We start from the raw sequence: 13,616 nt of genomic DNA on the forward strand, positions 1-13,616 counted from the left end.
CGCCTGATGTTCAAAGGATGTCTCTTCACTGACCGCCTTTATGAAAGCTCATCAGAAATGATGAGCTTTTTTTTCATCTGTAGATCACTAGATAGGAACCCAAATGGGTTCGCCTGATGTTCAAAGAATGTCTCTTCACCGCTCACTTAAGAAGCATCATCAGAAATGATGGGCTTTGTTGCATATGTCGTGTCAGTATTCTTCAATTATTGCTTCTCACAGTGTTGAATTGGTCCAGTTCGACTCGCTCCTCTTTAATTAACTCCTTTTAGAAGCAAGAATCCCACCTTCGATCTCCTCGATTATTACGTCTGTATGGAGGTAGTTCATTTATCAAACGGAAAGATCTATATCTAATTTTATATAAAATAACCACTCAATAATTCGACAAGTTAATAGGTCTGGTCTAGAGATTTTTGTGAAAAGTTGAATTTGGCCCTTAATCTGCTCACTAACCCATGTATTTGACAGCTTTCTACGCATTTGGTCGTTCAAAACTCCTCAGATTTATTAAGCCTTTCGTTTCTCTGGTTTGTATTTATCAAAAAAATACAAACGGTTAAATGTATGGTTACTTGGCGTGTATCTAGTTGTTTTATTTGTTTAAATTAACAAAGTTAGCGTTTGTTTCTATAGTGTTAATTGTTTTTTGGAATAATTATTTGTTTTTATTGAATGGTAGTGAGATCTGCTTTGAAGCACAGGTTTAACTCTACAAGTAAGCAGTGGTAAGGAGTTTGTGAGTATTTCTTGCCGATAATATAATGTTGATTTTTCTTACTATATGCTCTCTGGGTGAATAGTTATGTGGCACTTTTGCTTGCTAAGCGTTTAATGTCGACTTTTTATCCTATTTTTGTTGCTTTTCTGTGAATTATTTGCCAAATTGTCAACCGTATAAAATATCAGAACAATATTCTGGTAAGAATGGATTCAATTTTGCAGACAGGGCAGAAAGCTGCCAAAGCAGTAGAGGTCTGGTAATGTCACTTTTAGAAGTAAAAAATCTTCGTATTGAATACCCATCTCGTCATGGAGTTCACGCCGCAGTTAAATCGCTTTCGTTCAACATCGAACGTGGTGAGATCGTTGGTGTTGTAGGCGAGTCTGGTGCAGGTAAATCAACAGTAGGTAATGCTGTGATCGATTTGCTGAGCCCTCCCGGCCGCATTGCTAGCGGCGAGGTATTTCTGGATGGCGAAAAAGTCTCTGGCTTATCTCCTGAACAGATGCGTTCTGTTCGCGGCTCAAAGATTGGTTTTATCTTCCAAGATCCAATGACGTCTCTTAACCCTCTATTCACAGTAGAACAGCAGTTAAAAGAGACGATTCATGCCAACATGAAGGTTTCGGATCAAGAAGCCTACCAGCGTTCATTAGACTTGATGAACCAAGTGGGTATCCCACAACCTGAAAACCGTTTAAAGCAGTACCCACACCAGTTCTCTGGCGGTATGCGTCAGCGTGTGGTTATCGCGATCGCATTGGCTGGTGAACCTGACCTTATCATCGCAGATGAACCAACGACGGCACTGGATGTGTCTATTCAAGATCAAATCTTAGGTTTGATTCGCGATCTATGTATTAAGAAAAACGTAGGTTGTATGTTGGTCACGCACGACATGGGCGTGGTATCAAACGTTACCGACCGCGTAGCCGTTATGTATCGTGGTGACTTAGTTGAGTTTGGCCCGACGGCGAAAGTCCTTGGTACTCCTGAACACCCATACACACACAGTCTTATCTCAGCGGTTCCACGTTCAGACCGTAAACTTGATCGTTTCCCTCTTGTGAGCTACATCGAAGAAGCGCACGAGATGGAGCCTCTAGATGTGAAAAACCACTGGTTAGGCCAAAGCCAAGATCACCGTGATTACACTGGCCCATTGTTGAATGTTGAAAACGTGCACTTACGCTTTACCACCAAAGATTCTTTCTTTGAGAGTCGTCGTGAGTACGTTCAAGCATCAAACAACGTGAGCTTTGAAGTGCATGAAGGTGAGACGTTTGGCTTGGTAGGTGAATCAGGTTCAGGTAAATCAACGATTGCTCGTGTGATTGCTGGCTTGTACGCACCGAATTCAGGCAAGGTAACGTTTGAAGGCGTTGATCTTACTGGTCTTAAATCTGAAAAAGAACGTCGCCCTATGCGTCGTCAAATGCAGATGGTTTTCCAAAACCCTTACACATCAATGAACCCTCGAATGAAGATATTCGACATCATTGCTGAACCTATCCGATTCCATAAACTTACGCGCAACGAGAATGAAACTCGTCAGATCGTGAACGACCTTCTAGAGCACGTTGGTTTAGGCGTAATGGCCGGGGTTAAGTACCCACACGAATTCTCAGGTGGCCAACGTCAGCGTATTTCTATCGCTCGCGCTTTGGCAACTCGCCCTCGTCTTTTGATTTGTGATGAACCTACCTCGGCACTGGATGTGTCGGTACAGGCTCAGATCCTTAACCTACTAAAAGACTTACAAGATGAGCTAAACCTAACCATGCTGTTCATCAGTCACGATTTACCGGTTATTCGCCAAATGTGTGACCGTGTTGGTGTGATGCAAATGGGAGAACTATTGGAAGTCGCGCCAACCGAGCAGCTATTCCAATCGCCTCAGCATGAGTACAGCAAACACCTAATTTCTTTAATGCCTGAATTTACAGGTTTAAGAGAAGAAAAAGCAGTGGCACAAGCCGCGGTATAAAAATCAGCAGGCTGGAGTTTAGCTTGCTAAAAACAATAAACAGACGCAAATACAACAACTAGGGATCTGGATTCCCGCATGAAGGAGTTATGCAATGAAAACCATGAAAAGCAAATTAGCAGTAGCTTTAATGGCAGCTGGCCTAAGCTTTAGTGCAGCAGCAGCAGATATTACCGTTGGCTACGCAGCTGACCCTGTATCACTTGACCCGCACGAGCAGCTGTCTGGTGGCACACTGCAAATGTCTCACATGGTGTTTGACCCTCTAGTACGTTTCACAAAAGAGATGGATTTTGAAGGCCGCCTAGCATCTAGCTGGGAGCGTGTTGATGAAACGACTTTCCGTTTCAACCTACGTAAAGGTGTGAAATTCCACTCTGGTAACGAACTGACTGCTGATGATGTTGTGTGGACTTTTGAACGTCTACAAGCTTCTCCAGACTTTAAGTCTATCTTCACGCCATACGAAAAAATGGTAAAAGTGGATGACTACACAGTTGAGCTAGTATCAAAATCGGCTTACCCACTAGTACTACAAACAGCAACTTACATCTTCCCAATGGACAGCAAGTTCTACTCTGGCCAAACAGCGGAAGGTAAAGACAAGTCTGAGCTAGTTAAGCACGGTAACTCGTTTGCTTCGACTAACGTTTCAGGTACTGGCCCTTTCATCGTAACGCAGCGTGAGCAAGGCGTTAAAGTAACGTTCGAACGTTTCAACGATTACTGGGATACAGAAACTGAAGGTAACGTAGACAAGCTAACACTTGTGCCAATCAAAGAAGACGCGACACGTGTTGCAGCACTTCTTTCTGGCGACGTTGATATGATTCACCCAGTAGCACCAAACGATCACAAGCGTGTTAAAAACGCTAAGAACATCGATCTAGTAACGCTACCTGGTACTCGTATCATCACGTTCCAAATGAACCAAAACAGCAACGAAGCTCTTAAAGATGTTCGCGTTCGTCAGGCGATTGTTCACGCAATCAACAACGAAGGTATCGTTAAGAAGATCATGAAAGGCTTCGCAACAGCTGCTGGTCAGCAAAGCCCAACAGGCTACGCGGGTCACAACGAAGACCTAGTTCCTCGTTACGATCTGAAAAAAGCGAAAGAGTTGATGAAAGAAGCGGGCTACGAAGATGGCTTTACGCTAACTATGATGGCTCCAAACAACCGTTACGTGAACGATGCGAAAGTAGCGCAAGCGTCTGCGGCAATGCTGTCTAAGATTGGTATCAAAGTTGATCTTAAGACTATGCCTAAAGCACAGTACTGGCCTGAGTTTGACCTATGTTCAGCAGACATGATGATGATCGGCTGGCACTCAGATACTGAAGATTCAGCTAACTTCAACGAGTTCCTAACTATGACTCGTAACGAAGAGACTGGTCGTGGTCAATACAACTGTTCTGGTTACTCAAACCCAGAAATGGATGCGATTGTAGAAGCTTCTAACACTGAAACTGACCCAGTTAAGCGTGCTGAAATGCTGAAAGGCGTTGAAGCAACACTGTACAACGACGCAGCATTTGTACCTCTACACTGGCAGAGTGAAGCGTGGGGCGCGAAGTCTAACGTAGGTGCAGCAGACGTAGTAAACCCAATGGTTATGCCTTACTTCGGCGACCTAGTTGTAAAATAATCTAGCTTGCTAGAATCGAGAGCCTGAAGTTTTTCAGGCTCTCAAATTATTAAGAAATAGATTTAAGTTTCGGTATTTGGTCTTCCTTCAGTCTGGCTAAATACCTTTTTTAAGACTGAATTTTGTTATCTAGTCGCGGATTTCGATTAGATAGTCATGGATAGATAAGGGGCAAGGAATGGTTACGTTTCTGGTCAAGCGCCTGTTTCAGGCACTGATAGTGATGTTTGTGATCAGTTTGGTGGCGTTTGCCATTCAGGATAACCTGGGCGACCCGTTGCGTGAGTTAGTCGGTCAATCTGTTTCAGAATCGGAGCGTCAAGCGCTGCGTGATGAACTCGGCTTAAATGATCCCTTCATTACAAAATACACTCGCTTTGTGGGCGCAGCTCTACAAGGTGATCTTGGTACTTCATATTTCTTTAAACGCCCAGCTGTGGACGTAATCTTAGATAAACTAGTAGCAACGCTTGAACTTGTGTTTGGCGCTTCTCTGATCATTGTTTGTCTGTCGATTCCACTTGGCGTTTATTCTGCAATACACCCAAAAAGCTTCTTCACTAAACTGGTGATGGCGGGCAGTAGTATCGGCATTTCTGTGCCTGTTTTCTTAACCGCAATCATGTTGATGTATGTATTCTCTATTGAATTAGGTTGGCTGCCGTCGTTTGGACGTGGTGAGACCGCAAACTGGTTTGGTTGGGAGTCTGGCTTCTTAACGATAGATGGCCTTGCGCACTTAGTGCTGCCGAGTATTGCTCTAGCATCTATCATGCTGCCGCTATTCATTCGTCTAGTACGTTCTGAAATGCTAGAGGTTCTTAGCTCTGAATACATCAAGTTTGGTAAAGCAAAAGGCCTAGCGCTGAACAAGATTTACTACCAACACGCTTTGAAAAACACAATGCTGCCAGTATTAACGGTAGGTGGTGTTCAAATCGGTACTATGGTGGCTTACACCATTCTTACTGAAACTGTATTCCAGTGGCCAGGCACCGGCTTCCTATTCCTTGAAGCGATTAACCGAGTGGATACACCACTGATTACCGCATACGTTATCTTCGTAGGTCTTATCTTCGTAGTAACGAACACCATTGTTGACTTGCTATACGGCATCATTAACCCAACAGTGAACATTACAGGGAAAGGAGCATAATCATGGAACAAACAACAACAGCTCCATCTCGTTGGGAGCGATTCAAGCAGTCAGATATTCTGTACTACTTCTTACGCGACAAAGTGGCAATGGTCAGCTTTGCCATCTTTGCAGCCTTCTTAGTGATGGCACTCGCGGCACCGATTTTAGCGCCAACAGACCCGTATGACGTGACGTCTATCGACATCATGGATTCAGAGTTGCCACCATCTTGGATGGAAGACGGCGAAGAACGTTTCTTACTGGGCACTGATGAGCAAGGTCGTGACATCCTATCGACCATGCTTTACGGCTCTCGTCTTTCATTGACGATTGGTTTCTTGGCGGTTGGCCTTCAGCTGACTCTAGGTATCATCATTGGTCTGTCTGCGGGTTACTTCGGTGGTCGTATCGATAGCTTCCTGATGCGTTTTGCCGATGTTCAGCTTTCGTTTTCAACCATGATGGTAGCGATCATTGTCTCGGCTATCTTTAAGGCGAGTTTCGGTAGTGACTTCTACGCGCAATATGCCGTTGTTATGCTGGTGGTGATCATCGGTATTGCTGAATGGCCGCAGTATGCTCGTACGATTCGTGCATCGGTATTGGCAGAGAAGAAGAAAGAGTACGTAGAAGCGGCTCGTGTGATGGGCTTCCGAGCACCTCGCATCATGTTCCGTCATATTCTACCTAACTGTTTATCACCGATTTTGGTTATCTCTACGGTACAGGTGGCAAATGCCATCATGTCAGAGGCGGCACTTTCTTTCCTAGGTTTAGGTCTTCCGGTAGACCAACCGTCACTCGGTGCCCTGATCAGTACTGGTTTTAACTACATTTTCTCAGGAGCATGGTGGATCACGGCATTCCCAGGTGTGCTTTTGGTAACATTAGTTCTAGTTATTAACCTATTAGGCGACTGGTTACGTGACGTGTTTAACCCTAAAATTTATAAAGGGTGATAGCGCGGTTTGATTTTTAGAAAAAAAAGTCACTAAACTAAGAGCCGTAAGCAATTACGGCTCTTTTTTTGCTTAATGGATCTGGAACTTAGTATCATTGATACTGTCAATAATACTTAAAATGGAATTCATGTTTTATCGACATCGATTCGGTAATAATTAATCCGTAAGGGTTTAAGTGGTGGTTATGAAATTGACAATGAATGCTGTATGTCGTGCTGTGATGAGAAATTATCGTATGGGGCTTATCGCTGCATCCCTTTTGGTATCGAGCCAAGTTAGTGCAGAATCGGTTCTATGTGATGCTACTCAGGCAAGCACCAATCAATTACCACAGCTAGAGCAGTCATGTCCGATTGGTAAAGGAGTTTGGGGTAGCAAGGCACCTAAACGTCATTCAGATAACGAACTGTTCTGGGTTCAATGTGGCCTGCTGAACAAGCCTTTGTCACTGAGCCGTGCAAAACCTCTATATGAAAAGATCTCGACTAATGTTTGGATGAAGCCTGAAGGTGGTGACTACCGTTGCTTAATCGGCCCTTACTCGACCTTTTCTGATGCAAGGAAAGACCTAGCTCAAGTACGTAAGGTTCCTGGTTACGGTGAAGCCTTTATTCGTATGGTCGATAAGTCGAAAACTTCATCACGACCTATCGTTGCAAAAACGGCAGAACCAAAAACGGTGAAGTCTAAGGCTCCTGTAAAACCAAAAGTAGAAGCTAAACCTGTATCGAAACCTGTGGCTGCCAAGCAAGCGGCTGTGGTGACGAGCGCTGCTGCTATTCAGACGCTACCAAGTGGTAACGCGAGATCAGATAATGATCTAGAGATCGAGATTCGCGTGAAAGCAGACGTAGCGGGTAGCCAATATGCGATACCTTACCTTCTAGATCATCAACAACAGTTCTACATGGAGCAAGGTAAGCCTTGGAGTCGCCTAGATTACGCCAGTGCTGAGTTAGTGTGTCAGCAGGTCAACATGAAGCTGATGACTGAAAAACAATGGCAGAGCATCTTAGGTTCGAAGGTAATGGAGAAACAGAACTGGCCAATGCACCTACCTTACTGGGGCGCAGATAAGAAAGGTCTGTTTACCAACGGTAACGTAAACCAATTGAAAGGCTCTTCATTGCTTAACGTGATGTGTGTGAAGTAACTCCGACATGCAGTAATACCAAACAAGCCTCAGCCATCGCTGGGGCTTTGTTGTTTTTACATCTTTCTTTTTCAATGTTGGTCTAAGTTCTTGATGTCTACTTCTTCAAAACGAATTTGATTAAATATCGTTAAAAGTTGTTCAAATAGAGTCGTTGATGCGTAGTAAACCATAACTCAGCAATAAGGTGATTGAGATTATGAGTTTGAAAAAACGATTAGAAGACGTGGCTCCGCGCTTCGAAGCGGGTGGTAAGTACGAAAAGCTTTACCCAGTGTATGAGGCTTTTGCGACCATCTTTTACACGCCCGGCAATGTAAACCGCGGCATAACCCATGTTCGAGACAGCATAGACCTCAAACGCATCATGATTCTGGTGTGGCTAGCAACTTTTCCCGCAATGTTTTGGGGTATGTACAACGTAGGTCAGCAAGCCGTTATGGGGTTAGCGGCTACCTATTCCGGTGCCGAGCTTGCTTCTATCATCGATAGTAGTTGGCGCTTATCGTGGGCGTTTGGTGATGCACAGACCTTAGTAGCAAGCGGCTGGGGAAGCCAGATGTTCTTGGGGGCGCTCTACTTCTTACCTGTTTATGCCACGGTATTTGTGGTCGGGGGCTTCTGGGAAGTTTTATTTGCCGTTGTGCGAAAACACGAGGTGAATGAAGGATTTTTCGTAAGCTCGGTACTGTTTGCACTTATTCTTCCACCAACCATCCCGCTGTGGCAAGCCGCTTTGGGTATCACCTTTGGTATTGTTGTTGCCAAGGAGTTGTTCGGTGGTACAGGACGAAACTTCCTCAACCCTGCACTGGCGGGGCGAGCGTTTCTTTACTTTGCTTATCCTGCCAATATGTCCGGAGGCTTGGTATGGGTTGCCGCTGACGGCTATTCAGGAGCGACACCGCTCAGCCAATGGTATGAAGGCGGTAGTTCGTCACTCATCAACAACATGACAGGTAAGGCGATCACTTGGATGGATGCCTTCATCGGTAATATTCCGGGCTCAATGGGCGAAGTGTCTTCACTGCTGATTATGCTGACCGGTGTGATTTTGATTGTGATGAAGATAGCTTCTTGGCGCATTGTAGCTGGGGTGATTGTCGGTCTTGTGGTGACGTCGAGCTTGATGAACTGGATTGGCTCAGAGACTAACTCGATGTTCTCGATGCCGTTCTACTGGCACTTCGTGTTGGGTGGTGTTGCATTTGGTGCCTTCTTTATGGCAACGGATCCGGTTTCCGCGGCGTTCACTAATCAGAGTAAGTGGGCTTACGGGATCTTGATTGGTGTAATGACGGTCGGTATTCGCGTGCTCAATCCTGCTTATCCAGAGGGCATTATGCTCGCTATCTTGTTTGCTAACCTGTTTGCTCCGCTGTTCGACTTTGTCGTGAAAGAGCAAAACATTAAACGCAGACAAAAACGCACTGCACGATAATAAATATGACCCAAAAGAAAAAGGCTTGCATTAGTGCAAGCCTTTCTATTTTTATCACGACTGATTTGAAGTTGATTTAACTCCACTTCAAATCAATCTCGAACGGTTGTGTGCTACCACAGTGTTCACCACACATTTCGTCATAAGCACTGTTATGAATTAGAGTTGCCGACGCCACACCTTGATCACTAAAGTGGTCACGTGCTTGATTGACACTCAAAAATTTCATTGGGTGCTGGTGGTCGTCTTTAATTAACTGCTTTTGCTCACCAACGATTTGGTAAGCCAAGTAAATCCCGCCTTCAAATGATTCAATTAGTAGATTCATCACAAACTCCATTTTTCTAGTTAGGTGGATATTGGTGTTACGTCGAATCGAGAACCAAGGTTCAAAGCGGGCATAAAAAAAGCAGTCCCAAGGACTAATGCCAGTCAGTTAAGCTGACTGGCATTTTTTCTATTTGTCGCATATTTCTTGGGTTTCAGTTTCACCCAGCGAGGATAACTTCTATCTTCTCTTCGGGGTGGCAGGATAAACATGGATATTTTCTGTAGTAGTACTTCATAGTGTTTAGGGAGTTTCCCAGGACTCGTTAAAGGTAAAGCTGCAAAGTATTGAGTCACAGCCATGGCACTACTCGTAAAGCTTAATTGATTCGGCCAGACGCTATCTAACTTACTCGCGGCCTTTGTCATAACCTGCCTTATAAGGTTATAGGCTAACAAAATCCCCCAGAGCTCCTGTCTAACCATATCTGGGCGCTTACTTCGCAATGTATATTCACTATCAAGCAAAGTTTGCTTCATTTCCCTATAGCCTAATTCGATTTCCCAACGATAGCGATAGAGCTCTACGATGTCTTCTCCAGGAAAGCGCAACCCATCACGCATTGATGTAAGTACCTGATACTCTTTACCTTTGATGACTTTCGATACCAACCTTGCTTCTATTATCTCAGGCAGGTCACTGAACTTCTTCCTTGCCTGAAGTGATGTTTTTATAGCAACGATAGCATCACTCTGGCTGTATTTATGGACAACTTCATACTGAAAGTCTTTTCTCACAGGGAGCATCCAATGCCTTTCTTGACCTACTTTGTTCCAGCGATTAAGCAGCCCTAAAGAGTAATATCCTTTGTCAAAAATAGTCAGTGATTGATCTGGCGTTTGTTCTATAAGCTCTTCTGCGAGCCGCATTTCGCTGGTGCGATAGTCAGAGAATGCACTATCGATTAGCTGATGACTTGTAAGCTCCATCAAACAAACCATACGAACCTTAGGGTAAATATTCTCAGATGATTGATTGCGCTGCGCTTTAAACTCTTGATGATTTTCGGGTGTATCTGTCGTTCTCCAAACGACACCATCGACGGATAGAAGGTTTAGCCCACACCAAGTTTCGAAGTTAGACGATTGATAGCTATGCGCTGCCATCTTCTTAAAGACTTGCTTTACACCTTCTTCGCCTAATCTCTGTCTCGCTTGAACAACAGCACTTGGTGCAACAAAGCGTAGTTTGTCTGGCAGGACAATATCGAGTTGGTTAGCAATATCCCAAACAGATTGTTGACGAAAGAGACTCATTCCAACAACAGACCAAAGTACTGCTTCTAAAGGTAACCGCCTTCTTCTAACGGTTGCTACGCCAGCTTGCTCAAAGCCTTGTTGGATAAGCTCTGGACTAAGGATGTCAGAGTATTTATCAAAGTGGTGGAAGGTATTACATGACCGAAAAGTATTGGCAAGTTGGCTTTCTAAAGACATAAAAAAATCCGATATTAGTTTCCTAATATCGGATTTTGAAGCCTTTTGAGGATCGGTCAAATGATCTCACAAATTTCTTAACTGATCGGCATTAGTCCCAAGGACTGCTTTTTAAAAGTATCAACTAAAGGTGTTGATTAACGCATCGTCACAAATTCTTCGCTGCCCGTTGGGTGAATAGCCACAACAGAGTCGAAATCTGCTTTGGTTGCGCCCATCTTCATTGCAACGCCGAAGCCTTGAATCATTTCATCAACCGTGAAACCGATGCCGTGTAGGCCAACTACGGTCTCTTCTTCGCCAGCACATACTAGCTTCATCTTACAAGGTTGACGGTGCTTGGTTACTGCTGTGTACATCGCAGTGAAGCCCGATGTGTAAACCTTGATGTTGTCTTTGCCGTATTGCTCTTCAGCTTCTTGAGTCGTTAGACCGATCGTGCCGATAGGTGGGTGGCTGAATACAACTGTAGGGACTAGCTTGTAGTCCATTTTCGCGTTAGTTTGACCGTTGAATAGACGCTCAGAAAGCTGACGACCTGCTTTAACCGCAACAGGTGTTAGCTCGATACCACCTTCCATGATGTCACCAACACAGTAGATGCCAGGAACGTTAGTCGCTTGGAACTCATCTACCTTGATGTAGCCACGGTCGTTAGTTTCAACGCCAGTCGATGCTAGGTTGATCGCGTCAGTTGCTGGGTGACGGCCGATAGCCCAAATTAGGTGGTCAACGTTTTGAGTGTTGCCGTTCTCTAGGTGTAGAGTCAGTGTACCGTCCGCTTCTTTCACCACTTCTTTAGGCACTGAGTGCGTATGAAGTGTTGGACCTTCTGCTTCCATTACTTCTACTAGCGTTTCGATGATCATTGGATCGAAGCTACGTAGTGGAGATTCTTTACGGCAGAACAGGTGTGTTTCTGTGCCAAGCGCGCTTAGAACGCCAGCAATTTCAACCGCGATGTAGCCTGCGCCGATAACAGCAACACGTTTAGGTTGCTCCATTAGGTCGAAGAAGCCATTTGAATCGATGCCGTATTCTGCGCCTGGGATGTTTGGAATGGTTGGACGACCACCTACCGCGATCAGGATGTGATCTGCTGTGTAGTGTTCGCCGTTAACTTCAACGGTCTTCTCATCAACGAACTTAGCAAAGCCTTTGATTACGTTTACTTTGTTGTTACCCAGTACGCGATCGTAAGATTGGTGGATACGACCAATGTACGCTTGGCGGTTTTCTACCAATTTGCTCCAGTTGAAGCCTTTTACTTCAACGTCGAAGCCGTAATCTTCAGAGTATAGGTTGATTGCTTCAGCAACTTGAGCGCCGTGCCACATTACTTTTTTAGGAACACAACCAACGTTTACACAAGTACCACCAAGGTCTTGAGCTTCGATAAGTGCAACTTTTGCACCGTGCATTGCTGCGCGGTTGGCTGATGCGATGCCGCCTGAACCGCCGCCGATACAGATGTAATCAAAATGAGTCGCCATTACTTTCTCCATTTGTTGAAGGTTGTAGTCACAGTGAGAGCACTGGATACCTACGTCCTATAGATTCTTAAATTGTCTAATTATTATATTGAGGGCAGATCGGTTGAACTCAATCTCCCTGTTTAAAATTTATTCGTCCACATCACAGTCTGTTGAAGATTCTTCAGTCTATGATATGGACTCGAGATTACTCGGGTACGATCCACTCTACTTTGAAATGACCGGTCGCCGGCGCAATTGCTTCCTTCAAGAATGGAAGAATCTCTTTCATTTGGCTTTCTAACTTCCAAGGCGGGTTAATCACGATCATGCCTGATGCTGTCATGCCACGCTCGTTGGTGTCTGGTGATACGCCAAGTTCGATTTGTAGAATCTTGTTGATGCCTAAGCCTTCAAGGCCTTCGATCATATCTTCGATATCACAGCGGTTTACTACCGGGTACCAAATTGCGTAGATACCGGTTGCCCAGCGCTTGTGGCTTTGAGCGATTGCAGTCACGACATCACGATATTCTTTTGCCAGCTCGTAAGGCGGGTCGATCAGTACTAAACCACGACGTTCTTTTGGTGGCAGGCTACCCTTTAAGCGCTTAAAACCATCTTCTTTATAGATAGATACCTGACGATCACGGTGGAACTCTTGCTCAAGCAGTGGGTGATCGGCTGGGTGAAGCTCAGTCAGTACCATGCGGTCTTGGTCACGCAGGTGGGCACGTGCAACACGTGGTGAACCCGGGTAATAACGCAGCTTGTCGCCGTTGTTTAGCGTTGAGATAGACTCAAGGTAGCTTTGAATGTCTTCAGGAAGATCTTGTTGACCTGCTTCACTTGCAGACCATAGGCGTGCAATACCTTGCTTGTATTCACCGGTTTTTTCAGACCATTCATGCGTTAAGTCGTAACGACCTACACCAGAGTGAGTGTCATGATAAACAAAAGGCTTATCCTTCTGTTTCAAAGAATTAAGAATAAGGCTCTGTACGATATGCTTTACTACGTCGGCATGGTTACCTGCGTGGAAGCTGTGGCGATAACTTAACAAATTAAACTCTCGTAACACTCTCGATTTAGAGTGTGGTTAGTGTAGGTGGGGTTAATCAGACCATTATAACCCTCAATGGACCATAAATTCTCGAACAATTCAGGAGCAGTCGTTCGCAATATGTGGTTAGTTATTGGTTCTACTATTGAAATTTGCCTTATTGGGCACTATTTAATAACTATTCGCAGGTGATTTTTTTAGGGCGAACCTGAGCCTGATGACTGTAAGACGACCTCATTATAAAAAAGACGAAAGTCTCTAAAG

The 13,616-nt window shown here is 44.6% G+C and carries 10 protein-coding genes; 6 read left to right on the plus strand and 4 right to left on the minus strand.

Annotated elements, in window-relative coordinates:
• Positions 1–983 precede the first annotated feature (983 nt).
• The 6 genes from CWO13_RS15405 to CWO13_RS15435 all read left to right on the plus strand — a co-directional run bounded on the left by CWO13_RS15405 (position 984) and on the right by CWO13_RS15435 (position 9,053).
• Entirely contained in the window at positions 984–2,711 is a 1,728-nt protein-coding gene (locus CWO13_RS15405) for a dipeptide ABC transporter ATP-binding protein (RefSeq protein ID WP_019826573.1), read from the plus strand.
• Between the two features lie 94 nt (positions 2,712–2,805).
• Positions 2,806–4,359 (plus strand): ABC transporter substrate-binding protein, encoded by a 1,554-nt coding sequence (locus CWO13_RS15410; protein WP_102479792.1) that lies wholly within the window; start codon positions 2,806–2,808, stop codon positions 4,357–4,359.
• A 178-nt stretch (positions 4,360–4,537) separates the two neighbouring features.
• Positions 4,538–5,515 carry an ABC transporter permease gene (locus tag CWO13_RS15415; RefSeq protein WP_008218600.1) on the plus strand — a complete coding sequence of 326 codons (978 nt, stop codon included), beginning with the start codon at positions 4,538–4,540 and terminating at the stop codon, positions 5,513–5,515.
• A 2-nt stretch (positions 5,516–5,517) separates the two neighbouring features.
• On the plus strand, positions 5,518–6,456 hold the full coding sequence (locus tag CWO13_RS15420; RefSeq protein ID WP_017060135.1) for an ABC transporter permease: 939 nt from the start codon (positions 5,518–5,520) through the stop codon (positions 6,454–6,456).
• 187 nt (positions 6,457–6,643) lie between these two features.
• On the plus strand, positions 6,644–7,612 hold the full coding sequence (locus CWO13_RS15425) for an SPOR domain-containing protein (protein WP_102432227.1): 969 nt from the start codon (positions 6,644–6,646) through the stop codon (positions 7,610–7,612).
• A gap of 199 nt (positions 7,613–7,811) precedes the next feature.
• Entirely contained in the window at positions 7,812–9,053 is a 1,242-nt protein-coding gene (locus tag CWO13_RS15435; protein WP_108083158.1) for an NADH:ubiquinone reductase (Na(+)-transporting) subunit B, read from the plus strand.
• Between the two features lie 76 nt (positions 9,054–9,129).
• Here CWO13_RS15435 and CWO13_RS15440 read toward each other — a convergent pair whose 3' ends face one another.
• From CWO13_RS15440 to CWO13_RS15455, 4 genes are all read right to left on the minus strand, one after another.
• Positions 9,130–9,393 (minus strand): DUF6482 family protein, encoded by a 264-nt coding sequence (locus CWO13_RS15440; RefSeq protein WP_333918956.1) that lies wholly within the window; start codon positions 9,391–9,393, stop codon positions 9,130–9,132.
• A gap of 92 nt (positions 9,394–9,485) precedes the next feature.
• Entirely contained in the window at positions 9,486–10,817 is a 1,332-nt protein-coding gene (locus tag CWO13_RS15445) for an IS4 family transposase (RefSeq protein ID WP_108083159.1), read from the minus strand.
• A 137-nt stretch (positions 10,818–10,954) separates the two neighbouring features.
• On the minus strand, positions 10,955–12,310 hold the full coding sequence (gorA, locus tag CWO13_RS15450; protein WP_108083160.1) for a glutathione-disulfide reductase: 1,356 nt from the start codon (positions 12,308–12,310) through the stop codon (positions 10,955–10,957).
• A 187-nt stretch (positions 12,311–12,497) separates the two neighbouring features.
• Positions 12,498–13,352, minus strand: coding sequence for a 23S rRNA (adenine(2030)-N(6))-methyltransferase RlmJ (locus CWO13_RS15455; RefSeq protein ID WP_108083161.1), 855 nt, complete (start codon positions 13,350–13,352; stop codon positions 12,498–12,500).
• Positions 13,353–13,616 lie beyond the last annotated feature (264 nt).

Origin of the sequence: Vibrio sp. ZF 223 (assembly GCF_003050585.1) — a bacterium.
GTDB lineage: Bacteria > Pseudomonadota > Gammaproteobacteria > Enterobacterales > Vibrionaceae > Vibrio > Vibrio crassostreae.